Origin of the sequence: Streptomyces sp. NPDC032472, from assembly GCF_040636955.1 — a bacterium.
In the GTDB taxonomy this organism is placed as follows: domain Bacteria; phylum Actinomycetota; class Actinomycetes; order Streptomycetales; family Streptomycetaceae; genus Streptomyces.
In genome coordinates this window covers 66,766-92,571 of sequence record NZ_JBEZVK010000030.1, presented here as the reverse complement: position 1 = coordinate 92,571, position 25,806 = coordinate 66,766, and the positions used below count along the sequence as shown (strand labels likewise).

General features: G+C 73.9%; 25 protein-coding genes and 7 tRNA genes. 18 read left to right on the top strand and 14 right to left on the bottom strand.

All coding sequences use genetic code 11. The features are described from left to right. Nucleotides 1-299: 299 nt before the first annotated feature. Nucleotides 300-557 (bottom strand): hypothetical protein, encoded by a 258-nt coding sequence (locus AB0F11_RS21565; protein WP_362176024.1) that lies wholly within the window; start codon nucleotides 555-557, stop codon nucleotides 300-302. 409 nt (nucleotides 558-966) lie between these two features. Between AB0F11_RS21565 and AB0F11_RS21560 the strand changes: the two genes are divergently transcribed. Then, nucleotides 967-2,151, top strand: a complete 1,185-nt coding sequence (locus tag AB0F11_RS21560) for a transcriptional regulator (protein WP_362176022.1) — start codon at nucleotides 967-969, stop codon at nucleotides 2,149-2,151. Here the strand turns inward: AB0F11_RS21560 and AB0F11_RS21555 are convergent. After that, complete coding sequence (locus AB0F11_RS21555; protein ID WP_362176019.1) at nucleotides 2,132-2,797, bottom strand: HAD family hydrolase; 666 nt, start codon at nucleotides 2,795-2,797, stop codon at nucleotides 2,132-2,134. The two genes, AB0F11_RS21560 and AB0F11_RS21555, sit on opposite strands and share 20 nt — an antisense overlap. A 902-nt stretch (nucleotides 2,798-3,699) precedes the next feature. On the opposite strand from AB0F11_RS21555, the gene cobA reads away from it, so the two are divergent. Continuing rightward, nucleotides 3,700-4,923, top strand: coding sequence for a uroporphyrinogen-III C-methyltransferase (gene cobA, locus AB0F11_RS21550; protein ID WP_362176016.1), 1,224 nt, complete (start codon nucleotides 3,700-3,702; stop codon nucleotides 4,921-4,923). 58 nt (nucleotides 4,924-4,981) lie between these two features. Continuing rightward, nucleotides 4,982-5,821, top strand: coding sequence for an RNA methyltransferase (locus AB0F11_RS21545; RefSeq protein WP_362176013.1), 840 nt, complete (start codon nucleotides 4,982-4,984; stop codon nucleotides 5,819-5,821). Nucleotides 5,822-5,909: 88 nt separating this feature from the next. Here the strand turns inward: AB0F11_RS21545 and AB0F11_RS21540 are convergent, their stop codons facing one another. After that, a complete protein-coding gene (locus AB0F11_RS21540) occupies nucleotides 5,910-7,115 on the bottom strand; it encodes a serine/threonine-protein kinase (RefSeq protein WP_362176010.1) in 1,206 nt (401 codons plus the stop codon). A 592-nt stretch (nucleotides 7,116-7,707) separates the two neighbouring features. Here AB0F11_RS21540 and AB0F11_RS21535 point away from each other — a divergent pair. From AB0F11_RS21535 to AB0F11_RS21525, 3 genes are all read left to right on the top strand, one after another. Beyond that, on the top strand, nucleotides 7,708-7,893 hold the full coding sequence (locus tag AB0F11_RS21535; RefSeq protein ID WP_361919750.1) for a hypothetical protein: 186 nt from the start codon (nucleotides 7,708-7,710) through the stop codon (nucleotides 7,891-7,893). Nucleotides 7,894-8,111: 218 nt separating this feature from the next. After that, nucleotides 8,112-9,233 (top strand): phosphotransferase, encoded by a 1,122-nt coding sequence (locus AB0F11_RS21530; RefSeq protein WP_362176007.1) that lies wholly within the window; start codon nucleotides 8,112-8,114, stop codon nucleotides 9,231-9,233. Nucleotides 9,234-9,298: 65 nt separating this feature from the next. After that, the gene (locus AB0F11_RS21525; protein WP_361919746.1) at nucleotides 9,299-9,604 is read left to right on the top strand and encodes a zf-TFIIB domain-containing protein; all 306 of its coding nucleotides are present in this window, start codon (nucleotides 9,299-9,301) and stop codon (nucleotides 9,602-9,604) included. 104 nt (nucleotides 9,605-9,708) lie between these two features. Here the strand turns inward: AB0F11_RS21525 and AB0F11_RS21520 are convergent. From AB0F11_RS21520 to AB0F11_RS21500, 5 genes are all read right to left on the bottom strand, one after another. After that, nucleotides 9,709-9,783 (bottom strand) — tRNA-Val (locus AB0F11_RS21520). Nucleotides 9,784-9,843: 60 nt separating this feature from the next. Continuing rightward, nucleotides 9,844-9,915, bottom strand: a tRNA-Val gene (locus AB0F11_RS21515). Nucleotides 9,916-9,935: 20 nt separating this feature from the next. Next, nucleotides 9,936-10,007, bottom strand: a tRNA-Val gene (locus AB0F11_RS21510). Between the two features lies 1 nt (nucleotide 10,008). Next, nucleotides 10,009-10,082, bottom strand: a tRNA-Cys gene (locus tag AB0F11_RS21505). Nucleotides 10,083-10,121: 39 nt separating this feature from the next. Then, nucleotides 10,122-10,194, bottom strand: a tRNA-Gly gene (locus tag AB0F11_RS21500). Between the two features lie 181 nt (nucleotides 10,195-10,375). Between AB0F11_RS21500 and AB0F11_RS21495 the strand changes: the two genes are divergently transcribed. The 3 genes from AB0F11_RS21495 to AB0F11_RS21485 all read left to right on the top strand — a co-directional run bounded on the left by AB0F11_RS21495 (nucleotide 10,376) and on the right by AB0F11_RS21485 (nucleotide 13,499). Next, complete coding sequence (locus AB0F11_RS21495) at nucleotides 10,376-11,431, top strand: chorismate-binding protein (RefSeq protein WP_362176004.1); 1,056 nt, start codon at nucleotides 10,376-10,378, stop codon at nucleotides 11,429-11,431. Nucleotides 11,432-11,446: 15 nt separating this feature from the next. Further along, nucleotides 11,447-12,283: an aminotransferase class IV gene (locus AB0F11_RS21490; protein ID WP_362176001.1), complete on the top strand. Its 837-nt coding sequence runs from the start codon at nucleotides 11,447-11,449 to the stop codon at nucleotides 12,281-12,283. Nucleotides 12,284-12,674: 391 nt separating this feature from the next. Continuing rightward, entirely contained in the window at nucleotides 12,675-13,499 is an 825-nt protein-coding gene (locus tag AB0F11_RS21485) for a GNAT family N-acetyltransferase (protein WP_362175998.1), read from the top strand. A 20-nt stretch (nucleotides 13,500-13,519) separates the two neighbouring features. On the opposite strand, the gene AB0F11_RS21480 is transcribed toward AB0F11_RS21485, so the two are convergent. Then, nucleotides 13,520-14,023, bottom strand: coding sequence for a DsbA family protein (locus tag AB0F11_RS21480; RefSeq protein ID WP_362175995.1), 504 nt, complete (start codon nucleotides 14,021-14,023; stop codon nucleotides 13,520-13,522). A gap of 192 nt (nucleotides 14,024-14,215) precedes the next feature. Here AB0F11_RS21480 and AB0F11_RS21475 point away from each other — a divergent pair, with 192 nt between their 5' ends. Both AB0F11_RS21475 and AB0F11_RS21470 read left to right on the top strand, forming a co-directional pair. Beyond that, nucleotides 14,216-14,683, top strand: a complete 468-nt coding sequence (locus AB0F11_RS21475; protein WP_362175992.1) for a hypothetical protein — start codon at nucleotides 14,216-14,218, stop codon at nucleotides 14,681-14,683. Between the two features lie 134 nt (nucleotides 14,684-14,817). Then, complete coding sequence (locus AB0F11_RS21470) at nucleotides 14,818-14,997, top strand: hypothetical protein (RefSeq protein WP_361908998.1); 180 nt, start codon at nucleotides 14,818-14,820, stop codon at nucleotides 14,995-14,997. Here AB0F11_RS21470 and AB0F11_RS21465 read toward each other — a convergent pair. Together AB0F11_RS21465 and AB0F11_RS21460 are read right to left on the bottom strand one after the other, a co-directional pair. Then, entirely contained in the window at nucleotides 14,938-15,558 is a 621-nt protein-coding gene (locus AB0F11_RS21465) for a CGNR zinc finger domain-containing protein (protein WP_362175989.1), read from the bottom strand. The genes AB0F11_RS21470 and AB0F11_RS21465 overlap by 60 nt on opposite strands. Nucleotides 15,559-15,842: 284 nt before the next feature. Then, nucleotides 15,843-16,256, bottom strand: a complete 414-nt coding sequence (locus AB0F11_RS21460; protein WP_030011909.1) for an SsgA family sporulation/cell division regulator — start codon at nucleotides 16,254-16,256, stop codon at nucleotides 15,843-15,845. 177 nt (nucleotides 16,257-16,433) lie between these two features. Here AB0F11_RS21460 and AB0F11_RS21455 point away from each other — a divergent pair, with 177 nt between their 5' ends. After that, nucleotides 16,434-16,904 carry a TIGR02611 family protein gene (locus AB0F11_RS21455; protein WP_362175986.1) on the top strand — a complete coding sequence of 157 codons (471 nt, stop codon included), beginning with the start codon at nucleotides 16,434-16,436 and terminating at the stop codon, nucleotides 16,902-16,904. A gap of 57 nt (nucleotides 16,905-16,961) precedes the next feature. Then, nucleotides 16,962-17,033 (top strand) — tRNA-Val (locus AB0F11_RS21450). A gap of 107 nt (nucleotides 17,034-17,140) precedes the next feature. Here the strand turns inward: AB0F11_RS21450 and AB0F11_RS21445 are convergent. Next, complete coding sequence (locus AB0F11_RS21445) at nucleotides 17,141-19,570, bottom strand: hypothetical protein (RefSeq protein WP_362175983.1); 2,430 nt, start codon at nucleotides 19,568-19,570, stop codon at nucleotides 17,141-17,143. 82 nt (nucleotides 19,571-19,652) lie between these two features. Here AB0F11_RS21445 and AB0F11_RS21440 point away from each other — a divergent pair, with 82 nt between their 5' ends. Further along, complete coding sequence (locus AB0F11_RS21440; RefSeq protein ID WP_362175980.1) at nucleotides 19,653-20,132, top strand: SRPBCC family protein; 480 nt, start codon at nucleotides 19,653-19,655, stop codon at nucleotides 20,130-20,132. A 39-nt stretch (nucleotides 20,133-20,171) separates the two neighbouring features. Further along, nucleotides 20,172-20,243 (top strand) — tRNA-Val (locus AB0F11_RS21435). A gap of 115 nt (nucleotides 20,244-20,358) precedes the next feature. Here AB0F11_RS21435 and AB0F11_RS21430 read toward each other — a convergent pair. After that, nucleotides 20,359-21,084: a 3'-5' exonuclease gene (locus AB0F11_RS21430; RefSeq protein ID WP_362175977.1), complete on the bottom strand. Its 726-nt coding sequence runs from the start codon at nucleotides 21,082-21,084 to the stop codon at nucleotides 20,359-20,361. A 229-nt stretch (nucleotides 21,085-21,313) separates the two neighbouring features. Here AB0F11_RS21430 and AB0F11_RS21425 point away from each other — a divergent pair, with 229 nt between their 5' ends. Next, nucleotides 21,314-21,910, top strand: a complete 597-nt coding sequence (locus tag AB0F11_RS21425) for a DUF4365 domain-containing protein (protein WP_361909015.1) — start codon at nucleotides 21,314-21,316, stop codon at nucleotides 21,908-21,910. Then, the gene (locus tag AB0F11_RS21420) at nucleotides 21,910-23,175 is read left to right on the top strand and encodes a hypothetical protein (RefSeq protein WP_362175974.1); all 1,266 of its coding nucleotides are present in this window, start codon (nucleotides 21,910-21,912) and stop codon (nucleotides 23,173-23,175) included. Before AB0F11_RS21425 ends, AB0F11_RS21420 begins: the two co-directional genes overlap by 1 nt. Before the next feature lie 15 nt (nucleotides 23,176-23,190). On the opposite strand, the gene AB0F11_RS21415 is transcribed toward AB0F11_RS21420, so the two are convergent. After that, nucleotides 23,191-23,694, bottom strand: a complete 504-nt coding sequence (locus tag AB0F11_RS21415; RefSeq protein WP_362175971.1) for a GNAT family N-acetyltransferase — start codon at nucleotides 23,692-23,694, stop codon at nucleotides 23,191-23,193. 127 nt (nucleotides 23,695-23,821) lie between these two features. Here AB0F11_RS21415 and thrS point away from each other — a divergent pair, with 127 nt between their 5' ends. Then, on the top strand, nucleotides 23,822-25,798 hold the full coding sequence (gene thrS / locus AB0F11_RS21410) for a threonine--tRNA ligase (protein ID WP_362175968.1): 1,977 nt from the start codon (nucleotides 23,822-23,824) through the stop codon (nucleotides 25,796-25,798). Nucleotides 25,799-25,806: the final 8 nt, after the last annotated feature.

The following is a 25,806-nucleotide window of genomic DNA, read 5'->3' as shown; positions in this document are numbered from 1 at the left end:
CCCGCCACGGAAAAACGAAGACTGCCGGGAAACCCCCAAAAGAACGGCACGGTCCAAGGTCAAAGGGACGGCGCATCAGAGATGCGCGCCGGGACCGGGCCCGGCAGCCCGGGCATCCGGCCCAGCACCCGGCCGATCCGGGGCAAGGGAGCCCTGCACCAAAGCACGACCAGACCACCCAAGCGCACCAGATCGCCACGCGCTCCTCACGTCTTGGCGTCCGACGACCGTCTGGGGCCGATACCCGCACCAAATGCCAACCAGAGCACCGCCCGAGGACAATCAGGCGCACCAGATCGCTACGCGCTGCCCAGGTCCCGGCGTCCGGCGGCCGTCTGGGGCCGGTCATAAGCGGGCGCGACGTTCTCGACGGCGGTCGTGAACTCTCGGCCGGAGGCGCCGCGGATGTAGGCCAGTTCCACCCAGCGCTGGTGAGCGGGGGAGTGCGAGACGTTCTCGTTGATCACGGCCATCAGCTCGCCCTCGGCACCGGAAGCGATATCCCGCACGCGGCGCCGGAGGAGACGGTGCGGCACGTATTCGTACCGCTCATTCATGCGGCGCCTCCTCGAGGGAGTCTAGGAAGCGCTCCCACCCGCGGCGGGCACGGTTGAGAAGGGCCTGGCTGGGTGTGGGGGTGGATTCCAGTGGGAGCCAGGGTGAGTCCGGTGCGAGTTCGCCGCCGGTATGGATGGTGTGGTCGGTCATGGGTCGCTTCCTGCCGTGGTCAGCGGGCGGGATCCCCCAGCGGTGTTCCTGCTGGGATATGCAGAGTCGCCCTGAGGAAGGCCTGAATCGAGGACTTTCCTGTGGCCTTCTGATGCCTATTTAGGGACCTTATTTGGCCCGTTGGGGGAGGAGGTGGCGCTGTGGAGGACTTGCTGGGACAGTGGTCATCTACCCGGCAGCGTACGGAGGTTGAGTGTGGCAAGGTCGCCTGGGAACGTCCGGTTCAAGGCCGCCCGTATGGCTGCCGGTTACGTCTCGCAGCAGGCTCTCGTCGAGGCCCTCGCCGAACGAGGGGTCTCCATCGACGTGCGTCAGGTCAGGAGGTGGGAATCCGACACGCCGCCGTGGCCCTACGTCGGAGCGCAGCAGGCGCTGACCGAATTGCTCGGGCAGGACATCGAGGCTCTGGGGTTCACCCCGCCGGTTGGGCACGATCGGACGCTGACGAGTCGTCGTGCGCGGATTCCCCACCTGAGGGCGTCCGTGCAGAATTCCGCGACGATGCAGCCGAGCAGTGCGTCCGCCGACTATCTGGCCGTAACCCGAGCGCACCGGCGGCTGTACTGGTCGGTGGCTCCGACCGTGCTGCACCCTGCAGTCAGTGCTCACGCCGTGCTCGGTGAAGCCCTGCTCCCGGCCACGGCGGGTGCCACACGGCAGGCTCTCGCCGGGGCGCTGGCGGAATCCTTCCTCTTGGCAGGCCGCATCGAGTTCTTCGACCTGCGCGAGCCCCAGCAGGCCGGTGAGACATGGCTCCGCGCCCTCCAAGCCGCCGGAGAGGCAGATGATTCGCTCCTCGGCGCTGCGGTCCTGGCCCATATGGCCTTCGTGCCGGGATGGGGCGGCGATCGTGACGGTGCTGCCGAGCGGATGGTGATGGCCCGGACCTACGCCCGCCGGGGGCCGGCCTCCGCCGAATTCCTGGCGTGGCTGGACGCCGTCGAGGCGGAGTGCGAGACACGTTGCGGACGAACCCGCACGGCACTGAACCTGATCGCCCACGGCGAGGATGTCCTGGCCGGTGGGTCGGAGCACGCCTCGCCGGAATGGATGGACTGGTTCAGCGCGGTCCGGCTGGCCGCGTTCAAGGGGAACACTCAGCTCATCGCCGGGCACCTTCCGCAGGCCCGGGAGACCCTCCTGAACGTGCTGCACGCTCTTCCCGCCGACGCGGACAAACAGCGCACCGTGATCCTCGCCGACCTGGCTGCGGTCGAGGCTGCGGCCGGGGCACCCGAGGCTGCCTGCGCCTTCGCCGTGCGCGCTCTCGAACAGCTCGAAACGCACTGGTATGCGACCGGCGTGGAGAGGGTCCGCGAGGCGCGGCGGGCACTCACCGAGTGGCAGCACGAGGAGTGCGTACGCGACCTCGACGACCGCCTGTACGGCTGGGCGGCAACCCTCAGCGCGCTGACCCGTTGAACCCGGCGATCCGACCGGGGAGCTCCAGGAGGCTGTTGATCCTGAAAGTCGGCAGTTCCACGGCCTCAGCCGACTGCCACTGGATGGTGGCCCACGGCCCGCGTCGAATCAGGGCGCTATGCATGCCTGCGGCGACCGCTGGGCGCAGATCATTGTCGACCCGGTCGCCCACATAGAGGATCTCCTCCGGAGCAAAGGGCACGACCTTCGCGACACGGACGAAGAACTCGGGGTCGGGCTTGCTGGCGCCCCAGTCGTCCGAGGTGCCGATCAGATCGACGTCCGAGGAGAAGAGGTCGCGCAGGATCCCCCCGGCGCGAACGGTCTGATTGCCGGCGATGCCCAGCCACAGGCCGTCGGCCCGCAGCTGCGCCAGGGCGGGGCGAACGTCCGCGTACAGGTCGCCCTCGTCGAAATGCTCGGGCTGCCCCGCAGCTGCACGGGCCTCGCGCTGCTCGTCCAGGTCGAAGCCAGGCCGGAAGACCTGAAATGTCGCGCGGTAGTCGCGACCCTGCGCGATGACGGCGCCGAACATCGCGGCAAAGGTGTGTCGCGGTACACCGAGCCAGTCGGCCCAGGTGCCGTACTCCCGCGTCTCGTCCACCAGGCACTCGCCCACGTCGAAAACCACAGCCCGAATCGTCATACGGGCACCCTAGCCCCCGGACTCGGCGCCGATACCCAGGATTTGGACCGCCCACGTCCATGGCGGTAAGCGGATCACCTGGGCTCGACCGCGTGACTGGGCCACTGGCTGCCGTCTTCCGCCGGGAGGAAGAACAGTCAGCCCGGCGTGACGTGGTAGGCACTTTCGCAGCCGGCGACGTCCGGGCCAGCCCCAGACGGACTGCAGACGCCGAGATGACAGGAGCGCGTAGCGATCTCATGCGCCTGACTGTCCTCGGGCGGTGCTCTGGTTGGCATTTGGTGCGGGTATCAGCCCCAGACGGTCGTCGGACGCCGAGACCAGGGGAGCGCGTAGCGATCTGGCGCGCCAAGGGTGCTGCGGGGCTGGTCTGGGCGCTGGGCCGGATGCCCGGTCTGCCGGGCCCGACTCGCCGCGCATCTCTGATGGGGCCGCTCCTGTGACGTTGGACCGTGCCGTTCTTTTGGGGGTTTCCCGGCAGTCTTCGTTTTTCCGTGGCGGGACGGCCTGTCAAGAGTGGCCGAAGGCCATCGCGCAGCGACGCGACCGCAGGGAGCGCTCTTGACAGGCCGGCCCGACGCGGAAGGACGATGAGACTGACGGGAAGCCCCCCATACCTACTCTGATGCGGGGTGAGTGGATCCCGTCCTCCCGTCCTTCTGGCTCCGGACCCCCGGGGCGGCGGGTGGGCAGCCGCGGGCCCGCCCCCGGCGGCTCGAGGGGGTGAAAGTGCCGCCCCGCAAGCCCACGTAAAACCTTCCTCACCGCCCCACCCCGCAGGCACCACCAGCGGCGATGGGTCGTATCGTGGTGCCGGACGGGCGCCCGCACGGTCCGTCTTGCCGCTCCAGCGCAGCAGCGGCCCGCCGTACACACCACGCCGCACCAGGAGCCGCACCGCCATGGCACACCCGGCACACCCCGCCTACCCCGTAGGTCTCCGCCTCGCCGGCCGCCGCGTCGTCGTCATCGGCGGCGGCCAGGTCGCCCAGCGCCGCCTGCCCGCCCTCGTCGCGGCCGGCGCCGACGTCCTCCTGATCTCCCCGTCCGCCACGCCCTCCGTGGACGCCATGGCCGAGACCGGCGAGATCCGCTGGGAGCGCCGCCGCTACCAGGACGGCGACCTCGACGGCGCCTGGTACGCGCTGATCGCCACCCGGGACCGGGAGGCCAACGACCGTGCCTCCGCCGAGGCCGATGCCAAGCGGGTGTGGTGCGTGCGCGCCGACGACGCCGAGGCCGCCACCGCCTGGACCCCGGCCACCGGCCGCGTGGAGGGCGTCACCGTGGCCGTGCTCAGCGGCAACGACCCGCGCCGCTCCGCCGCCGTACGGGACGCGGTCGTCGAGGGGCTGCGCGACGGCTCGCTCACCGCCGCCCGCCCGCACACCCCCGGCGTCGCCCTCGTCGGCGGCGGGCCCGGCGACCCCGACCTGATCACCGTTCGCGGCCGCCGCCTGCTCGCCGAGGCCGACGTGGTCATCGCCGACCGGCTCGGCCCCCGCGACCTGCTCGACGAACTCCCGCCGCACGTCGAGGTCATCGACGCGGCGAAGATCCCGTACGGCCGCTACATGGCCCAGGAGGCCATCAACAACGCCCTGATCGAGCACGCCAAGGCCGGCAAGGCCGTGGTCCGGCTCAAGGGCGGCGACCCGTACGTCTTCGGCCGTGGCATGGAGGAGCTCCAGGCGCTGGCCGCCGAGGGGATCCCCTGCACCGTCGTGCCGGGCATCTCCAGCTCCATCTCGGTGCCCGCGGCCGTCGGCATCCCGGTCACGCACCGGGGCGTGGCCCACGAGTTCACCGTGGTCAGCGGTCACGTCGGCCCCGACGACCCGCGGTCCCTCGTGGACTGGGCTTCGCTCGCCAAGCTCACCGGCACCCTCGTCATCCTCATGGGCGTCGACAAGATCGGCCTGATCGCGGAGGCCCTGGTCCGCCACGGCCGCCCCGCCGACACCCCGGTCGCGGTGGTTCAGGAGGGCACCACCGCCACCCAGCGCCGGGTCGACGCCACCCTCGCCACCGTCGGCGAGCGGGTGCGTGCCGAGGACGTCCGGCCGCCTGCGGTCATCGTCATCGGCGAGGTCGTACGGGTCGCCGGCGGCACCCCTTCCCACTGAACGACCGGCGCCCGCCAGGGACGTTGGCACCACACCCAGGACAAGGCAGTATCACCCTGTGGCTGATCTCATCACCGTCGAAGACCCCGACGACCCGCGCCTGCGCGACTACACCGGCCTGACCGACGTGGAGCTGCGGCGCCGCCGCGAACCCGAGGAGGGCCTGTTCATCGCCGAGGGCGAGAAGGTCATCCGCCGGGCCAAGGACGCCGGGTTCGAGATGCGCTCGATGCTGCTGTCCGCCAAGTGGGTCGACGTCATGCGCGACGTGATCGACGAGCTCCCGGCCCCGGTGTACGCCGTCAGCCCGGAGCTCGCCGAGCGCGTCACCGGCTACCACGTACACCGCGGGGCCCTCGCCTCGATGCAGCGCAAGCCGCTGCCCACGGCTGTCGAGGTCCTGGCGGGGGCGGGCGCCGGGGAGAGTGCCGGGAAGGGCGCCGGGCACCGTATCGCGATCTTCGAGGGGTTCGTCGACCACGCCAACCTCGGGGCCGCGTTCCGCAGCGCCGCCGCGCTCGGGATCAGCGCGATACTGCTGTCCCCGGACTGCGCCGACCCCCTCTACCGGCGCGCCATCAAGGTCTCGATGGGCTCCGTATTCTCGGTGCCGTACGCCCGCCTGGAGCACTGGCCGGCCGACCTGGAGAAGGTGCGGGAGGCGGGCTACCGCATCCTGGCCATGACGCCCAGCGCCAAGGCCACGCCGCTGGACCAGATCCCGCCGGAGCGCTTCGAGCGCTGCGCGATCATGCTGGGCTCCGAGGGGCACGGCCTGTCCACGCACGCCTTGCGGGCGGCCGACGAATGGGTGCGCATCCCGATGGCCGAGGGCATCGACTCGCTGAACGTGGCCGCCGCCTCGGCGGTGGCGTTCTACGCGACGCGCCCGGCGTAGAGGCGGCCGGAAGCGGCCGGAGCCGTCCCCCCATCCCCACCGGCCGGCCCTGCCACAGCCCCCGGAGCCACCCAGAGCCCCGGAGCCCTCAAAGCTTCTGCGCCGCCGCGATCCCCAGCGCCACGATCAGCGTGACCACCACGAACACGATCAGCCGCTGCCGCATCAGCCGCGGGTCCGGCCTCGACGGCCGCCGCCCCGCGCCCGTCGTCCGGGGAGCCGGGCGGCCCCCCGGGCCCCCCGAGCGCCCCGCGGTCGGCCGCGAGGACGGTCCGCCCGGGTGGCGCGGCGACGACGGCCGCGAGTGCGGGCCGCTGTGCGGGCCCTGCCCGGCGCCCCGGCCCGCCGGCTGGGGCGCGGGCGTGCCGCCCGTACGGCGCTCCGTGCGCTGCTCGGGGTACGGCTGGGCCAGCCGCCCGGTCGGCCGCTCGGCGCGGGCCCGCTGCGCAGGCGGCCGCCCGTCGGACAGGCCCTGCGCCTCGCGGGCCGCGATCTCCTTCAGCCGCATCGACAGCTGCAGCGTGCTGGGCCGCTCCTCGGGATCCTTGGCCAGGCAGGCCTGTACGAGCGGCGCGAGTGCGTCCGGTACGCCGACCAGGTGCGGCTCCTCGTGGACCACCCGGTAGAGCATGACCTCGGAACTGCCGTGCCCGAAGGGCGAGTCGGCGGTCGCCGCGTAGGCGAGGGTGGCACCGAGCGCGAACACGTCGGTGGCCGGGGTGACGATCGCCCCGCGGACCTGCTCCGGCGCGAGGAAGCCGGGGGAGCCGACGGCCGTACCCACATGGGTGAGGGTGCTGGCGCCGGTGGCCCAGGCGATGCCGAAGTCGATGATCCGGGGCCCCTTGGGCGACAGCAGGATGTTCGACGGCTTCAGGTCCCGGTGGACGACCCCGGCCTCGTGCACGGCGACCAGCCCCTCCGACAGCGCCGCCCCGATCGCGGCGATCTGCGCGGCGGTGAGGGGGCCCTCCTCGGCGACCTTGTCGTGCAGCGACGGGCCGGGCACGTACTGGGTGGCGAACCAGGGCCGCTCGGCCTCCAGGTCGGCGGCGACCAGGCGCGCCGTGCACCCCCCGCGGATCCGCCGGGCGGCGGACACCTCGCGCGCGAAGCGGGAGCGGAACTCCTGGTCCTCGGCCAGGTCCGGCCGGATCACCTTGAGCGCCACGCGCTGCCCGCGCCGGTCGGAGCCCAGGTAGACCACGCCCATGCCGCCGGCGCCGAGCCGCCGGTGCAGCCTGAACGAGCCGACGACACGCGGGTCCTCGCGTCGGAGCCGCATCATCGCCATGTCCACCCCGCTGACCGGTCGTCCTGTTGACGTGGCACAGCTTACGGACCATCCGCCACGAGCGCTCAGAGGCCGCGCCCTCTCCGCGGCAATCGATTGTCAGTGCGCCACAACCCACTTGAGGGTTCATCAGCTGGTCCTGACGCCGCCGCGGGACCGTCCCTCCGTACGGCCAAACGGCCCACGGGCCAAGGGGATTGGAGCGCCGGAGCCGGGTCGCGGCCCGAGCGCGGGGCGGACGGCGGGTGCGTACGCGGGGCGCACGAGCCGGGCCGCCGCCCCTGTACCCCGTCCGCCGACACGCATGCGCGGGGAGTGACAGAAGTGAGCGAACTCACTACCCTCCGGTCATCCCCTCCGGTCATCCCCTCCGGGAAGACCCCCGGGATGACCCCCACAACGGGGGAGGGGTCTCCACCCAGGGGAGTACGCGGGGGCGCGCCCGTCATCCTCGCGGAGGCCTGCCAAAGGGTACGAGGGCAGGATCCCGGGCCCCGTCCGCGCGCCTAGTGTTGAGGGCATGCGGCGGGCACCGGCACTCGTCCCCCGAGGTCACACCGCCCGCCGCAGTCAGACGACAGGGGAGAGGACCATGGCGGACACGGCACGGCACGGACGCAAGGCCTTCGCGTTCCACGCCCACGAGTCCGGTACGCGCCACCCGCTGGTGGCCGCGGCCATGGTGCTCCCCCTGGCCGCCCTCCTGCTCTTCCTCTTCGGAGGATTCGACCAGGTGGCGGCACAGGCGTCGTCCGTGGGTGCGATGCTGGGGCGCTGAGCGGCGCCCCACGCCCGGGAGAGCGGCCCGGGCCGGGACATCGGCCCGTCGGACCCCGTGGGGACGGGGGAACGGCGGACGGCAGGTGAAGGGTGCTGCCCGTACGACTGGGGAGTCGGACGGGCAGCACTTTTTCCGTGCCCGCACTTTCTCCATGCCCGCCCGCGGCTGCGTAACCTGCTCCCGAGAGGGCGAGTGACGGGAGCCGTGGAGCCGCGATGAACCAGGAGCACACCGCCCGCCGCCCCGAGAGGGCTGCCGTCCCCGCCCCGGCCGCGCCGCTGTCCGCCGCGCTGGCCGCGTACGCCACCGGCCGGCCGGACGCCCCGTACGAGCTGCTCGCCGACCGCGAGGACGGCACCGTCGTGCGGTGCGGTCAGGTCGTGGCGAAGGCGCACGCCGTGGACAGCGACGAGGAGGCCCTGGCGGCACGGATGCGGATCGCTGCGGACGGCGCCCTGGCCGGAGTGCTGCTGCCGCCGCTGCGCACGCAGGCGGGGAGCCTGCGGGGCCGCCCGGTGACCCTGTGGCCGTACGGAGCCCCCGTCGACCCCGAGCGCCCCGAGGACGCGCCCTGGGAGGCGGCCGGGCGGCTGCTGGCGGCCCTGCACCGGGTACCGCTGGGGGCGCTGCCCGGCCCGGTCCCGCCGATGCGCGGGCCGGCGAAGCTGCGGCGGGCCCTGGCCCGGCTGGCGCGGGCGGCGGACGTGGAACCGGACCCGGGGCGCGGCTCCCGCACCGAGCCGGGCCGGGGGACCGCCGGGGACCCGGGGCTGGATCCCGCGCCGGTGTGGGCCGCGGCCCGGACCCTGCCCGCCTGGATGCGCGGCGAGGCCCCGGCGCCGGACGGCGGGGCGCTGTGCCACGGGGACCTGCACCTGGGGCAGTTGGTACGGGGGAGTGGCGGGAGCGGCGGGGCCGGCGGGGGCGCGGACGGCGACGGCGCCGGGGCGGCCGACAGCGACCGGGCGGCCGACGGCGCAGGGGGCGGCGGCTGGCGGCTCATCGACGTCGACGACCTAGGCGTCGGGACGCCCTCCTGGGACCTGGCCCGGCCCGCCGCCTGGTACGCCGCCGGGCTGCTCGGCGCGGACGCCTGGGGGCGCTTCCTCGGCGCCTACCGGGCCGCGGGCGGGCCCGCCGCCGGACCGCCCGGTTCCGACCCCTGGCCGGAACTGGACCTCGCCGCCCGGGCCCTGACCGTACAGACCGCAGCCCTCGCCCTGGCGAAATCGGCAGAAAACCACCGCGGACTCGACGACGTGGAACGGCTGATGGTGCAGTCCTGTGCCCGAATCGCTACGTTCCCGCCCGACTTGGACCGGGGGACTCCGTCGTAGGGTGAGCTTCACGCCACCGGGCATGCATCCGGTGTTGACGCAGACGGCGAGGAGTTGATCCGGTCATGCAGTGTCCGAAGTGCCACTCGATGATGCACACGTACAACAGGAACGGCGTTCAGATCGAGCAGTGCAGCGGCTGCCGCGGCATCTTCCTCGACTACGGCGAGCTGGAGGCCCTGACCCGCCTGGAGGCCCAGTACACGGCCGGCCAGTACGGTCAGGTGCCGCCGCCCGCCGCGCCGCCGGCCCCGTACCCGGCCCCGCACGCCGCGCCCGCCTGGGGCGCCCCCCAGCACCACGGCGGCCACGGCCACGGGCACCACGGCCACCACCGGGGCGGCTTCGGCCGGATGCTCTTCTCCTCCTGAGCGGAGAGGGCCCCGCGCCGCGCGGGGCCCTTCCCCTTCCCGGTGCAGTCATGGCCGCGTGCACGCGGAAAGCCCCGGCCGTCGAGACGGCCGGGGCTTCCGGGTGGTGCGCGATACTGGGATTGAACCAGTGACCTCTTCCGTGTCAGGGAAGCGCTCTCCCGCTGAGCTAATCGCGCGGGCTATGGCATCGAAGCCGCAGGTCACACAGGGTGATGCAGGAGGGTGCCGGTACTGCGTGCGCGATACTGGGATTGAACCAGTGACCTCTTCCGTGTCAGGGAAGCGCTCTCCCGCTGAGCTAATCGCGCGGGTGGACCCGAAGATCCAGTGGACGATACTGGGATTGAACCAGTGACCTCTTCCGTGTCAGGGAAGCGCTCTCCCGCTGAGCTAATCGTCCTTGGAGGTGGAGACGGGATTTGAACCCGTGTAGACGGCTTTGCAGGCCGTTGCCTCGCCTCTCGGCCACTCCACCTCGGAGTTGCGGGGTTTCTCGGGAAGATCCCCCACTCAGAGCGGACGACGAGACTCGAACTCGCGACATCCACCTTGGCAAGGTGGTGCTCTACCAACTGAGCTACGTCCGCACTGTCGCCCTGTTCGCTCCGGGGTTTTTCCCCTTTGCTCCCTGGCGACGTGTTGAACTCTAGCGGATTCCCGGGCCAGCTCAAAAACGCGTTTCCGCAGCGTGCTGCCCATCGATCACCAGCGGTCACCCGCCGGTCACCTCTACGGCGGGTTTGCGCCACCGGTCATAGACTCGCAGCCGTGCACGACCTGCTTCCCCTGGCCCGCTTCGGCGGCCTCCTCGCGACCGACCTCCGCGACGTCACCAGCGACCCCGCCGCCCTGGACTCCACGGGCTTCTGGGCCGTCGCCGCAGACTTCGAGGGGCGTCTGGTCTGCGCGCGCTTCGGGGACGTCCGCCCCGCGCCCGTCCCCGAGCCCCGGCCCGGCGCCTGGCGCGGGCCCGCCGCCGACCGGTGGTCCTCCTCCCTGGACCGCGCCGCGTACACCGCCGGCGTCCGCCGCATCCGCGAGCACATAGCGGCCGGGGAGGTCTACCAGGCCAACCTCTGCCGTGTGATGTCCGCGCCGCTGCCGCAGCCGGACCGCGCCGACGTCGACGCCCTCACCGCGCTGCTCGCCCGCGGCAACCCCGCCCCGTACGCAGGGACGGTCCGGCTCCCGGCGCACGGCGTCGAGATCGCCACCGCCTCACCCGAGCTGTTCCTGCGCCGCGCCGGCCGGCACGTGGAGTCCGGCCCCATCAAGGGCACCGGCCGCACCGCCGCCGACCTCCTGCCCAAGGACCACGCCGAGAACGTGATGATCGTGGACCTCGTACGCAACGACCTCGGCCGGGTCTGCTCCACCGGCTCCGTCGCCGTCCCCGAGCTGTGCGCCGTGGAGGAGCACCCGGGCTTGGTCCACCTCGTCTCCACCGTCAGCGGGGAGCTCGCCGAGGGCGCCGGCTGGCCCGAGCTGCTCGCCGCCACCTTCCCGCCCGGCTCCGTCACCGGCGCGCCGAAGTCCTCCGCCCTGCGGATCATCGAGGCCCTGGAGACCGCGCCGCGCGGCCCCTACTGCGGCGGCATCGGCTGGGTCGACGCCGACCGCGGCACCGCCGAGCTCGCCGTCGGCATCCGGACCTTCTGGATCGACCGCCAGGCCCCCGGCGGCCCGCGGCTACTCTTCGGCACCGGCGCCGGCATCACCTGGGGTTCGGATCCGGAGCGCGAGTGGGCGGAGACGGAACTGAAGGCCGCCCGGCTGCTGCGGGTAGCGTCCGGCGCACATGAGGTGACCGGTACCCCTGGATGAGCGGAGGGATCGCACGTGAGGATCTGGCTCGACGGTGCGCTGCGTGACGCCGACAGCGCACAGGTGTCCGTGTTCGACCACGGCCTGACCGTGGGCGACGGCGTGTTCGAGACCCTGAAGGCGGAACGCGGTGCGGTGTTCGCGCTCACCCGGCATCTGGAACGGCTGACCCGCTCGGCACGGGGTCTCGGGCTGCCCGACCCCGACCCGGACGAGGTACGGGCGGCCTGCGCGGCCGTCCTCGAGGCCAATCCGGTGGCGCTGGGCCGCCTGCGGATCACGTACACCGGAGGCGTCTCCCCGCTCGGCTCCGACCGCGGGGACGCCGCGCCCACCCTCGTCGTGGCCCTGGGCGAGACGGTGCGGCGGCCCGACACCACCGCCGTCATCACGGTGCCGTGGGTGCGCAACGAGCGGTCCGCCATCGCCGGGCTGAAGAGCACCTCGTACGCCGAGAACGTGGTCGCGCTGGCCGCCGCGGCTCGGGCCGGGGCCTCCGAGGCGCTGTTCGCGAACACCGTCGGGCAGCTCTGCGAGGGGACGGGCTCGAACGTGTTCGTCGTGCTCGACGGGGAGCTGCACACGCCGCCGGTGTCCTCCGGGTGCCTTGCCGGGATCACGCGGGCCCTGGTGGTGGAGTGGGCCGGGGCCAAGGAGACCGACCTGCCGTTCGAGGTGCTGGAGCGGGCCGAGGAGATCTTCCTGACCTCGTCGCTGCGCGACGTCCAGGCCGTTGCGCTGGTCGACGGCCGGGCTGTGGCCGGGCCCGGCCCTGGCTCTGGCCCTGGCCCGGTCACCTCCGAAGCGATGCGCCTCTTCGAGGCCCACTCCCGCGCCGACCTGGACCCCTGACGGGCCCGGGCGACGGGTGCCGGTGCGGCGCCGTTTCGGGGGCGCTGCCCCCGCGCCCCTGCGCCTCAAACGCCGCCGGGGCTGGTTTTGCCGGTCCGTGGCGTTGACCGTGCGGGTCCGCGTGGGGTCGCGGCTGCCACGTCGGGTGGTCGGTCCGGTGCGGCGCCGTTTCGGGGGCGCTGCCCCCGCGCCCCCGCGCCTCAAACGCCGGCGGGGCTGGATTTGCCCGCCCCCTGGCGCAGGCAGCGCGGCCGGAGCCCCGGGGAACGGGGGAAGGGCGGGGAGGCCCCGGGGGCCGCAGAGGGCCGGCCCGTGGGGCCCCGAGGGCGGCGCGGCGGCAAGCGGTCGGTGGGCTGTGGCCAAGGGGGCTGCGGTGGGTAGGTTCCAGGGGATGACCACCACCCTGCGGCCGTCCGGGCCGCTTCAGCAGAGCGCCGGGGGCGCGCGGTCGCGCCCGTACGAGATCCGGGTCAACAGCAGGCGCGTCGGGGCGCTGCTGCTCGCCTGCGACACCCCCTTCGGGCCGGCCGTGGGCGAGATCCGGGACCTCTTCGTCGACACCGCCGACCGGCGGCGCGGCCGCGCAACCGTCGGGGCGCTCGCCGCCGAGGAGGTCCTGCGCGGCTGGGGCTGCCGCCGCGTGCAGGCCTCCGTACCCGCCGAGTCCGCCGGTGGCCTCCGTCTGGCGGCGGCCCTCGGGTACGCCGAGTCCGGCCGGAACATGGTCAAGGAGCTGCCGGACACCCCGCCCGCCCTGCCCGAGGGCGTGAGCGGGCGCGCCATGACCCCGGCCGAGTACGAGGACTGGCTCGCCCGGGCCGTCGACGGCTACGCCGAGGACTGGACGCGTCGCGGCCTGCCCGCCGAGGCCGCCCGGGCGAAGTCGGAGGCCGACCACGCCCGGCAGCTGCCCCAGGGGCCGGACACCCCCGGCGTCGCCCTCCTCGTCCTGGAGGCGGCCGGGGAGGTCGTCGGCCACATCTGGGTGGCGCCCTCCGCCGGGGGCGCGTACGTCTACGACGTCGCCGTCGCCGAGGAGCACCGCGGTCGCGGGTACGGCCGCGCCCTGATGCTGCTGGCGGAGCGCACCGCGCTGGCCGCGGGCCACCGCACCGTCGCGCTCCACGTCTTCGCCGGGAACACCCCGGCCCTGCGCCTGTACGAGTCCCTCGGCTACCGGCCGACGCAGTTCAACTACGGGAAGGAATTGATCTAGGCCGGGCCGGGCCGGGTGGGCTATGCCTCGCCCGCCGCCAGGAGGCGGTCCGCGATCTCCTCGATGCGGGCGCGCAGCCCCTCCTGGCTCTTGCCGCCGTCCAGCCGCTCGCCGTCGATCACGTACGTCGGCGTGCCGGTGACCCCGATCGCCTTGCCCTCGGCCTGGTCGGCGTCGACGATCAGGATGTGCCGCCCGTCGATCAGGGCGGTGTCGAACTCGTCGGCGTCCAGGCCGAGTTCCCGGGCCACCTCCAGCAGCACCGCCTCACCGCGCTCGGCGAGCTCCGCGGTGCGGGCCAGGACGGCCTCCGCGTACGGCCAGCCCTGCCCCTGCTCCGCCGCCTCCTCGGCGGCCTGCGCCGCGGCGAAGGCGTGCTTGTGCTTCTCCAGGGGGAAGTGGCGCAGCCGGATGTCCAGCCGGTCGCCGTAGCGGGCCCGCAGGGCGCGCACGTCGTCCAGCGCGCTGTGGCAGTCCGGGCACTGGAGTTCGCACCAGACGTCGAGGATCACGGAATCGGTCATGCGGACAGTCTCCCAGCCGCCGACCCCCGGCGCCGAAACCCTCCCCTGCAGGAGGAGGGGCGACCCCGAGATCTCCCGGAGATCGGCGCCGCTGCGGCCGCGTGCATGGCCCGGGCGGTGGACCGCGGTGCACGATGGGAGGAGCTTCGCAAGACGCCGGAACATCCCGACCGCACTGCCCGGAGGTAGCGCATGCTCGCCGAGACCATATGTTCCGCGGTGGCCGCGGCCGGCCTGGGCATCGCCGCGGTGACCGCCTACCGCCGCCGCTTCCTTGCGGCCACGCGGATCGCCGCGTACGCGCTGGTGGCGGCCGCCCTCGTCCTGACGGGCGTCGTGCAGTGGGTGTCCGGGATGGTGTTCAAGCCGGCCGTGTGGGTGGGCTTCGGGCTGCTCGGGCTGGCCTGGCTGCTGCTGGTCGTCACGCGCGCCGTCGAGCGGCGCCGGGCCGGCGGCGCGGGGGAGCGGCCGCCGAAGGCCGCCAAGGCCGCCAAGGCCGCCACTGCCAAGGGTGCCAAGGCCGCAGAGGCGGCCGGGGCGGGCTCCGCGCCGCAGCCCCTCCAGGGGCGTCCCGAGCCCGGTCCCGCCCGGAGCGCCACGGCGCCGCCCGCGGACGACTTCTCCGACATCGAGGCGATCCTGAAGAAGCACGGCATCTGAGGATCCGGCCGCGACGGTCCCCGCCGCCGATGCCACCGAGACGAGCCGAAGATGACTTGAAGGGGTGAACTGCCGCATCGGTAATGGCGTGTTGACGGACGGCCGGGCGTGGCCTGCGCCATCATCGCCCCGACATGCTCGACACATCGCAGGGTGAGCCGCCGGTTCCCGCGCCGGCCCCGGCCCCCGCCCCCGTTGCCGAGGAGCCGCGAGGCTGCCTCTTCGCGCTTTCGCAGCCGCCCCTGATGATCTTCCTAGGGGTGATCGGCACCCTGCTGCTGCTCGCCGCCGTGCACGATCTGTTCCTGCTCTGACGAGCCCGCGTCGGCCTCCTTGCGCCGGGCCCGGTACGCCGCCACGTGCAGCCGGTTCCCGCAGGTCCGGCTGTCGCAGTAGCGCCGCGAGCGGTTGCGGGACAGGTCCACGAAGGCCCGCCCGCAGTCGGGGGCCTCGCAGCGGCGCAGCCGCTCCTGCTCGCCGGAGACCACGATGAAGGCCAGCGCCATGCCGCCGTCCGCGGCGAGGTGGTCGCCGAGGGAGGCGCCGGGGGCGAAGTAGTGGACGTGCCAGTCGTAGCCGTCGTGGTCGGTGAGCTGCGGGGTGGTCCCGGCGGTCGCGACGAGCTCGTTGATCAGCCCGGCCGCGGCGCGGGAGGTGCCCGCCGCGAAGACCTGGGCGAACTTGCCGCGGACGGTCCGTACGCCCGCGAGGTCGCGGGCGCCCAGCTCGCCGACGTCGCTGATCTTGTACTCGCGGACGAAGGCGCGCAGCGAGCCGACGTCCGCCAGGCCGTCGGGCTGGTCGGTCTCGGCCGCGGTGTTCACCAGCGCGACGACGACGTCGAGCGCGCGACGGGTGTCGTGGGGGATCTGCACGGGTCGCTCCTGGGGCCGGGCCTGCGGCGTCGGGCCGGTGCCGCCGCCGGTGGCCGACTCTAGCCGTCCCGGGCCCCGGCCGGGAGGTGCGTCTGTCCTGAGCGAACGGCATGGGCGTGGGGAACGCCCGACAGCACGCCGGCGCCGTTCTCGCGGGCGGCTTCCGCGAGAACAGCGCCGGCAGTGCCGTATGTGGTTTTCGTCCAGCCCGCACCGTCGCCCCGAGTCGGACGGTGCCCGGCGGACACCCGGCTTGCGCCGGGGGTGCTCCCCGCGGATCCGGCTCAGCTTTCGGCCAGGATGTGGGAGAGCTCCTTGTCCAGGTCGAAGTGCCGGTGCTCGGTCCCGGGCGGGACCGCGGCGTCCGTCCGCTTGAGGAATGACTCGAGTGCTCGGGCGGGTGCCTCGAGCAGGGCTTCTCCCTCCGGTGAGCTCAGGGCGATGCAGACGACGCCCTGACCGTGGCTGCGGGACGGCCAGACGCGGACGTCTCCGGTTCCGGTGGGCCGGTGCAGGCCCTCCGCGAGAAGGTCGCGGGCGAACACCCACTCGACCGTCTCCTCGGCGCCGGTGTGGAAGGTGGCGTGCACGGCGTAGGGATCGGCCGTGTCATACCGCAGGCCCGCGGGAACAGGCAGTGAGGACTCGCTCGACACAACGAGGCGCAGGTGCAGCTCGCAGCTGACCGTGGTGTTCATAAGCGCCAGGGCCTTTCGCTCAGTGTGCGCTCGGGGATTCGCACGTCGGCGAAATCGACATGCCACCTACGGTGCCGTTGTAAACCCCTCTGACCGTTTTGCGGACCTCTGGGTCCCTCGGATGGCGGATCCAAACCACCATTCACGTGTGCTTCCGGCTCCGGTAGATTCGAGGGCATGAATACGGGGAGTGACCGCGGGACCGAGGGGTCCGCAGCCGGCGAGAACACCGACGACACCACCGCCGAGACCACCGCGCAGCCCGCGGAGGAGGCGCCGCACGTATCGAAGGCGCCCGCGTTCATCAAGGCGCGACGCACCCTGCACCTCAGCTGGCAGGTGGGCGTCTTCGTCGTCGGCCTCGCCGTCATCGGTGCCGGCGTGGCGATGCTGGTCCTGCCCGGCCCCGGCTGGGTGGCGATCTTCGCGGGCCTCGCGATCTGGGCCACCGAGTTCGCCTGGGCGTCGCTCGTCCTGCGCTGGACCAAGCGCAAGGTCACCGAGGCGGCCCAGAAGGCGCTGGACCCCAAGGTCCGCCGCCGCAACATCATCCTGACCACGGTGGGGCTCGTCGTCGCGGCCGCGCTGGTCGGTTTCTACCTGTGGAAGTACGGCATGACCATGCCGTGGAACATCAAGGACCAGTGATCGGCGGCCGGTGGTCATGGAGCACCGCTGACATGGGGTAATGTTTGCGGTGTGCCCGGGCGATTAGCTCAGCGGGAGAGCACTTCGTTCACACCGAAGGGGTCACTGGTTCGATCCCAGTATCGCCCACCCGGACCGAGGGGCCCGGAGACGTTCAGCGTCTCCGGGCCCCTCGGCGTTCGTTCCCGGCCGCCCCTGGCGGGGCCGGACGGGCCGCCCTCGGGCGGCACGGCGCCTCACCCCAGCCGGCCGAGGGCCTTCCTCAGCCGGCGCACGTCGCGCAGCCGCCGCTCGTACGTGGCGCCCACCGCCAGGAGCAGCAGCCCCGCCAGCGCCGGCGGCAGCCAGCGCGGCAGCATCCCCGCCACCTGCACCACGTACGGCGCCAGCTCGTGCAGCGCCACCGCCGCCAGGCAGCCGCCGCCCAGCAGGAGCGGGGCCTGGAGCCGCCGCCGCGCCCCGGCCAGCGTCACTCCGAGCGACGCCAGGCCCAGCAGCAGCGGCCGCAGCCAGTGCGGGTCCCCCCAGGTGGCGACCAGGCTCGGCAGCAGGGTCGCGGCGAGCCCCGGACCGTACGCCACCCAGGAGGAGGCGTCGGCGTCGGCGCGGCGGCGCAGGAAGCCCACCGCCAGGGCCGCCACCGTCACGGGCAGGGTGTACGCCTCCACCACCGCCACCCCGGACGCCCACAGCCGGATCCACGCCGCCGCCACCCCCAGCACGGCGGCCGCCCAGCCGAGGGCGCGCCGGTCGGCCCGCAGCGCCGCGCCCGCACACACCACGCCGGCCAGCGCACACACCAGCGCCAGCAGCGGCGGCTCGGTCACGGCCGCCAGCAGCGCGAGCCCGGCCACCGCAGCCCCGGCCGCCTCCGCCGCGATCCGTACGGCCCCAAGCCGCGGCCCCGGCACCGCCGCGGCGGCCGCCACCGCCAGCAGCGGCAGCGACCACCAGGCCACCGCCAGGCCCGCCACCGCGGCCAGCGCCGCAGCCGTCGCCCCCGCGTATCCGACCACGAGCACCGCCGCGCCCGCCCGCACGGCCGGCGCGGCCCCCCGCTGCGCCGCCACCGCCGCGCACACCCCGCCCAGCAGCCCGAACACCGCGAAGGTGGCGAGGCGGCCGTCCAGCGCGGCCACGGACACGTCCACCGCCCCCAGCGCCGCGCACACCGCGGCCGCGGACCCCGGGCGGCCCGCCCACCGCAGCGCGCCCACTGCGGCCCCCGCGGTCACGGCCAGCTGCGCCGCCAGGACCGCGGCGACCGGCAGCCCGTGCCCGAGCGGGGCCGTGAACAGCCCGGCCCAACCGCACACCACCGCGACGGCCCCCACGGCCCCCACAGCCCCGATTGCCGGGCCGGCCCCCGCGGCTCCGCCGGCTCCCGCGCCGGCCGAAGCCCGGGAGTCCGCCTCGTTCCCCTGCCGCCCGGGCAGCAGCCGTACCGCCCACCGGGCCGCCCCCGCCGCGATCAGCAGGCACACCACGGCCGCCGCCCCCGGCCCGTACGCCTCCGCCGGGGCCGTCGCCGCCCAGACCTCGCCCAGCACGGCCGCCCGTGACAGGGCCGCCGCCCCCGCCACCGCCAGCCCCCACGCCGCGGCCACACCGGCCACTCCCGCCCCCGCCAGACCCAGCCCGCGCCGCACCCCGCCCGGGAGCGCCGCCGCCGAAGTCGCCCCCAGCAGCGGCAGCGCCAGCACCGCCAGCGCCACCACCGGCCACGCCCCGGGCAGCTCCGGCCGGACCGGCCCGCCGAGCGCCGCCACCGCCGCCAGGCCGCCGGCTGCCGCGGCGGGCCATGCACCCGGCACCCGCCACGCCACGGCCACGCCCAGCCCGGCGCAGGCCGCCGCCAGCAGCGCCGCACCCGCGGCCGCACCCGCCGAACCGGCCGAGGCCAGCTCCGCGACGGCGGTCAGCAGCGCCCCCGCCCCCCACACCGCGGCCAGAGCCCACACCACCGGCGCCACCTGCGCCGCCCGCGCCCCCGGCCCCGCGCCGAACCCGGCCAGAACGCCGTCCAGAGCCGCCGTGGCCAGCAGCGCCCAGCCCAGCCCCACCGGGTCCGCCTCCGCGGCCAGCGCCGCCAGCAGCAGCGGGAGCTGCACCGCCGCCACCGCCCCGACCGCAGGGACGGCCAGGTCCCGCAGCAGCCGGCCGTACCCGGCCCAGGCCGCCGCCAGCACCGCTGCCGTGCCCGCCGCGTACCCGAGCCCGTCCGCATGCGGGACCGCGACGGCGTGCACGGCGTACGCGTCCAGCACCGTCAGCAGCAGGCCCAGCGCCGCCACCGACTCGGCCGTCGACCGCAGCCCCCGCCGCAGCAGCAGCGCCGGAGCCCCGAGCGCCGCGGCCGTCACCACCGCCAGCACCGCCGAACGGCCGGCGATCCCGAGGGAGCCCCAGCTGACCAGGGTGAACGCCAGCGCCGCCACCGCCAGCAGCACCGCCCCCAGCGTCAGCAGCACGTTCTGCGCACTCGGCGCCGACGCCTCCCGCACCCGCCCGGCCCCCGCAGCCGGCACGACCCACCCGGGCCCGGCCGCCGGCACCTGCAGCAGCCACTGCCGACGGGCCAGCAGATGGCCGCGCCGGGAGTCGAGTTGAGCCAGTTCCCGGTCGATGAGCGCCAGCTCCTGGGCCGGCGGCAGAGGCATGTCCATGCTCCGGAGTGTGGCGCCGGTCACCCGCCCCGGGCCATGCGCGCCCGTACTCAGATCCGCCCTGAGTACGCACACTGGACCCATGGACCGCAGCCGGCACCGGTACCGCTTCCGCAGCACCTGGGACCTCGACGCCCCGCCCGACCGCGTCTACGCCGTGCTCGAACAGGCCGAGCAGTACCCGAGCTGGTGGCCGCAGGTGCGCAGCTCCGGCCCGCTCGGCATCCCCGGGGGCAACGCGGCGCGGATCCGCTCCGTGCTCCCGTACGAGCTGCGCATCACGGCCGTGGAACTGCTGCGCGACCCCGCCCGCGGGATCCTGGAGGCCGCGCTCCACGGCGACATCGAGGGCTGGGCCCGCTGGACGGTACGCCGCCGCCCGGGACCCGGCGCCCCGCGGACCCGGGCGCTGTACGAGCAGGAGGTCGAGATGCGCCGGCCGCTGCTGCGGCTGCTGTCGCTGCCCGGGCGGCCGCTGTTCCGGCTCAACCACGCCCTGATGATGCGGTCGGGACGGCGCGCTCTGGCCGCCCGGTTGGCGTCCCCGCCGGAAGCGGTTTGAACCCGACCCCGTGCCTCTTGTATTGTTCAGTGCGTTCCCGGGCGATTAGCTCAGCGGGAGAGCACTTCGTTCACACCGAAGGGGTCACTGGTTCGATCCCAGTATCGCCCACCGGGAGAGGCCGGTCCGTCGTACGACGGACCGGCCTTCCGCATTCCCGGGCCCACTCGGCCCGACCTGACCCGGCCCGGCCCCGCCTGGCTCGGCGCGGCCCGCCCGCCGTACCTCACGCCGCCGCCTGCACCTCCGGCCGCAGCGGCCAGTGCGGATCGACCGCCTCCGGCGTTCCCTGCCGGGCGAACCACGCCTGCAGCCCGCGCGCCTGCGCCGCGTGCCACACCGCCTGCAGCGTGTGCAGCTCGGCCGGAGTCAGCCGCTCCAGCCGGCCGGCGAACCGCCGCCCCACCGCCCGCACGACCTCCAGCGAGGCCAGCGCGTCCGCCGCCGCGTCGTGCGCCCCGTCGAGCTCTATCCCGTAGTGCGCGCACAGGTCCGTCAGAGTCCGGCGGCCCTTGCGGTACCGGTCCAGGTGCTTGTCCAGCACCCGCGGGTCCAGCACCGTCAGCGGCCGGTCGTCCAGGTACCGGGCCAGCGTCGACGCCCGGTGCCGGCGCAACTCCCGGTCCAGCAGCGTCAGATCGAAGGGCGCGTTCATCACCACCACCGGACGGCCCGCCACCTGCTGCTCCACCAGCGCGCGGGCTATCTCCTCCACGACCGGCGCGGGCCACCGGCCGTTGTGCTGGAGGTACTCGTCCGTCAGACCGTGCACTTCCGTGGCCTCCGGGGGCACCGGAACCCCTGGATTGACCAGCCAGCGCGTCGAGCGGACCCGCCCGCCCGCGCACTCCTGCACGACGAGAGCGGCGGACACGATGCGGTCCTGCTCCACGTCCACCCCGGTCGTCTCCGTGTCGAAAGCGGCCAGCGGGCCCTCGTACCAGCGCGTCATGGCGAACTCCTCGTCCCCGATCGGCAGATGGGGCGCACTCCTGACGCTCGCCGCCCCTGCCCGAATCCGTGATACCCGGCCTGTTTGCGCTGTACGCCGTTTGCGGCCGCTCTGGTACGGAGACAACATCCCTGGGGGGCCGCACACATGACCGGCCGTCACCCCGCCACCCATCGTTCGCACTCCCATTCGGCACAGCCCGCACAGCACGAGGCACGGGGAGCCGGCCATGGCGCTCACGCAGCCCGAACCGGGCGGGGTGCTGCAGGAACAGACCGGTACGCCACGCGGCGGCGAGCCGCAGGGCGCACCGCTGCGCGGCAACCTCGCCACCACCGCATGTATGGAGACCCTCCAGGTGGGATACCTGCACGCCGTCGCGGCCGCGGCCGGCTGCTCGCTCTCCCAGCCCTTTCCGGACAACGGCATCGACTGGCAGGTCAGCCACGGCGCGCCCGAGCACGTCGTCGACGACGAGGTCACCATCAAGGTGCAGTTGAAGGCGACCTACCAGGTCCCGCCCGAGCCCGCCGGACCCACCTTCGCCTTCACCCTGGACAACGAGCACCTGCTGAAGCTGGCCCGCACCCCGGTCGCGGTCCACAAGATCCTCGTCGTCATGCTCGTCCCGCGCGAGCGCGACCGGTGGCTGGACGCCGGCCACGACCGGCTCGCCCTGCGGCACTGCTGCTACTGGACCAACCTCGCCGGGCACCCCGTGACCGGCCGGCGCCGGACCACCGTCCGGATCCCCACCACACGGATCTTCGACGACCGCGCGCTGTGCGAGATCATGACCCGGGTCGGGTCGGGAGGGACACCCTGATGCGCCAGTACCCGCCGCACCCCGTACCCCTGGCCGCCCCGAGGGGAGCGGGGCACGGGGAACCCGCCGACACGGGTGTCCCGGACCCGGCCCGCGTCGACCCGGCCGTGCTGGGCGCCCTGCTGCACCGGCACGGATGGCAGCGCCGCGGCGGCCCGGCCGGCCGCTACGGGCGCTGGACCCCGCCCGCGACCGGCCCCGCGACCGGTCCGGCGGGCGGCGCCGGCACCAGCCTGCTCGTCCCGGAGAGCCGCGCCTTCCCGGACTGCACCGACCTGCTCGACGAGGCCCTGACCGCCCTCGCCCGCAGCACGCACCCCTCCGCCCACGAGGTGCTCTACGGGCTGAGCGTGCCCAGCGACGAGGTCCGCTGGGAGCGGGAGATCCCGCTGAATCCGCACGGTCCGTACGGGTCCTGGGGCGGCCGGATCTGGACCGTGCAGGAGCAGCTGCACGCGGCGGCCCGGCAGCTGCTGATGGCCGGCGCCCTCGCCGACCGGGCCCCGGCCGGGTACCACGGCACCCGGCACCGCGCGTACGCCGAACGCGCCCTGGACGGGGTCCTGGTCGGGCCGTGCCCCGGCGGGCGCGAACTCACCGCCTACGCGCCCGTCACCGCGGGCCGGGGCACCCTCGCGCGCCTGCACCACGCCCTCGCCGCCGCCCGCGACGCCGTGGACTACCGGCGCGCCACGGGCGGCATGGAGGCCTTCGACACCGCCGTACAGGCCGGGGTCAGCCGGGAGCTCGCCGACGCGCTGATCGCGCTGGTCCGCGGATCCGAGGGCGCCCGCATCACGCTGGCCTGGGCGCCGGCCGCCGGGGCCCCCGCCGGCTGCGCGGCCCGGCCCGAGCCCGTGGAGTTCTCCCCCGGGGACCTGCCGGCCCTGCGGGAGGCTTCGGCCCGCTACACCCTGGACGAGCCCTCGGTCCCGGTGCAGGTCGTCGGGACGGTGGTCCGGATGCGCCGGACCACGCCCTCGGTGGGCGGGGTGGTCCGGCTGCGGGTGCTGTCCGGCGCGGACGTGACGCACGCCAAGGCCGTCCTGGACGAGGCGGCGTACCGGGTGGCGGGCCACGCCCACCTGGCGGGCGTACCGATCCGGGTGAGCGGGCGGCTCCAGCGCCGGGGCGGCTTCCGCCGGCTCACCGAGGTCGTCGAGGTGGTACCCGTACCGCTGGACGAGGTCGAGCGAGACCGCCTGCGGAAGACGATGGACGAAGCCCTCGACCCGGCCGAGGCCCTGCCGGCCGACGACGACTAGGACGAGCCCCGGCTGCTACGGGCGCGGCGCGCGCGGAGCCAGGGTGAAGGAGGCCATGACCAGGCCGGGGGCGGGGGAGAAGTCCTCGCCCCGGGTGAAGCCGAGGCGCCCGTACAGCGCCGCCGCCGGGGCGTTCGCCGCGCCCGTGGTCACCGTGACCGGGCGGTCGGACGGGGCCCCGGCCAGCAGGGCGCGCAGCAGCTGCGAGGCGACGCCCTTGCGGAACCAGGCCGGGTCCACGCAGAGCCGGTCCACGCACACCGTGCCGTCCCCCTCCTCCTCCCAGGCCAGGAACCCGGCGAGGCCGCCGTCCTCCCCGCCTTCGTCATGGCCGCGGATGCCCAGCCACCGCAGCGGCCGCTCCCGCATCTCGGCCAGGCTCTCGCGCAGCGCCGGGATCCCGTCGAAGCCGATCAGCTCGGCCTCCACCGCGTACGCGGCCCGCCCGACGCGGTGCACGGCGGCCGCGGTGGCGTCGTCGGTCAGGTCCAGGGGGCGCACGGGCCCGGTCGTCGTCACCGCACCACGCTAACCAACAGCCCGTACGGACCGAAGGGGGATAACCGTTTCGCGGGGCACCCACGGGGATCGGTACGATTCAGAAGCGCAGCGTTCGCTGCCGCAGTCCCTGAGTCAGGAGAGACCGGTGTCAGACGTCCGTGTGATCATCCAACGCGATTCCGAGCGGGACGAGCGCGTGGTGACCACGGGCACTACGGCGGCCGACCTCTTCGCCGACGACCGCACCGTCATCGCCGCCCGCGTCGCCGGCGAGCTCAAGGACCTCTCGTACGTCGTCCAGGACGGCGAGACCGTCGAGCCCGTGGAGATCTCCTCCCCGGACGGCCTCGACATCCTGCGCCACTCCACCGCGCACGTCATGGCCCAGGCCGTGCAGGAGCTCTTCCCCGAGGCCAAGCTGGGCATCGGCCCGCCGGTCCGGGACGGCTTCTACTACGACTTCGACGTCGCGAAGCCCTTCACCCCCGATGACCTCAAGGCCATCGAGAAGAAGATGCAGGAGATCCAGAAGCGCGGCCAGCGCTTCGCCCGCCGCGTCGTCACCGACGAGGAGGCCCGCGAGGAGCTCGCGAACGAGCCGTACAAGCTCGAGCTCATCGGCATCAAGGGCTCCGCGTCGACCGACGACGGCGCCAACGTCGAGGTGGGCGGCGGCGAGCTGACCATCTACGACAACCTCGACGCCAAGACCGGCGACCTGTGCTGGAAGGACCTCTGCCGCGGTCCCCACCTGCCCACCACCCGGAACATCCCGGCGTTCAAGCTGATGCGCAACGCCTCCGCCTACTGGCGCGGCAGCGAGAAGAACAAGCAGCTCCAGCGCATCTACGGGACCGCCTGGCCGTCGAAGGACGAGCTGAAGGCCCACCTCGACTTCCTCGTCGAGGCCGAGAAGCGCGACCACCGCAAGCTCGGCACCGAGCTCGACCTCTTCTCCGTGCAGGACGAGATCGGCTCCGGCCTCGCCGTCTTCCACCCCAAGGGCGGCATCATCCGCCGCACCATGGAGGACTACAGCCGCAAGCGGCACGAGGAAGAGGGCTACGAGTTCGTCTACACCCCGCACGCCACCAAGGGCGCGCTCTTCGAGAAGAGCGGCCACCTGGACTGGTACGCGGAGGGCATGTACCCCCCCATGCAGCTCGACGGTGGTACCGACTACTACCTCAAGCCCATGAACTGCCCGATGCACAACCTGATCTTCGACGCGCGCGGGCGTTCCTACCGTGAGCTGCCGCTGCGCCTGTTCGAGTTCGGCACCGTGTACCGGTACGAGAAGTCGGGTGTCGTGCACGGCCTGACCCGCTCGCGCGGCTTCACCCAGGACGACGCGCACATCTACTGCACCAAGGAGCAGATGGCGGAGGAGCTCGACCGCACGCTGACCTTCGTGCTGAACCTGCTCCGCGACTACGGTCTGACCGACTTCTACCTGGAGCTGTCGACCAAGGACCCGGAGAAGTTCGTCGGCTCGGACGAGATCTGGGAAGAGGCCACCGAGACCCTGCGCCAGGTCGCCGAGAAGCAGGGCCTGCCGCTGGTCCCGGACCCGGGCGGCGCCGCGTTCTACGGCCCGAAGATCTCCGTCCAGTGCCGTGACGCGATCGGCCGGACCTGGCAGATGTCGACCGTCCAGCTCGACTTCAACCTGCCGGAGCGGTTCAACCTGGAGTACACGGCGGCGGACGGCTCCCGCCAGCGCCCGGTCATGATCCACCGCGCGCTGTTCGGCTCGATCGAGCGGTTCTTCGCCGTGCTGCTGGAGCACTACGCGGGCGCCATGCCGCCGTGGCTGGCGCCGGTCCAGGCCGTCGGCATCCCGATCGGCGACGGGCACGTGGAGTACCTGCAGGAGTTCGCCGCCGAGGCGAAGAAGAAGGGCCTGCGGCTGGAGGTGGACGCCTCCTCCGACCGCATGCAGAAGAAGATCCGGACCTGGCAGAAGCAGAAGGTCCCGTTCATGATCATCGTCGGTGACGAGGACATGGCCGCGGGCACCGTCTCCTTCCGCTACCGCGACGGCTCGCAGGAGAACGGCATCGCCCGCGACGAAGCCCTCGCCAAGCTCGCCGACGTGGTGGAGCGCCGGGTCCAGGTGTGACCTGCTCC